The following is a 290-nucleotide window of genomic DNA, read 5'->3' on the forward strand; positions in this document are numbered from 1 at the left end:
CTTCTCGGCGATGGCGCACAGGCTATCCTCTGCAAGGGGACGGAACACGATGAGCTCATCCAGCCGCCCCACCAGCTCGGGGCGGAACCACTTCTTGGCTTCCTCACTGGCCTGGGCCGACTGCTTCTCGAACACGGCCTCGCTGCCCGCTGCAAAGCCCAGCGGGGCGCTCTGCCCGGCCAGAAAGCGTGCCCCTAAGTTAGAGGTGAGCAGGACGATGGTATTGCAGAAATCGGCCTTGCGGCCCATGGCATCGGTGAGCTGGCCGTCCTCCAGGATCTGCAGCAGGA

The 290-nt window shown here is 64.5% G+C and carries 1 protein-coding gene; it reads right to left on the reverse strand.

The window, feature by feature from the left end; all coding sequences use genetic code 11:
• Window positions 1-290 (reverse strand): AAA family ATPase (locus tag P0G09_RS20170; protein WP_275253568.1); only part of this gene is annotated, 290 nt, incomplete at both ends.

The sequence above is a fragment of the Faecalibacterium sp. DFI.5.82 genome (assembly GCF_029076575.1).
Lineage (GTDB): Bacteria > Bacillota > Clostridia > Oscillospirales > Ruminococcaceae > Faecalibacterium > Faecalibacterium duncaniae.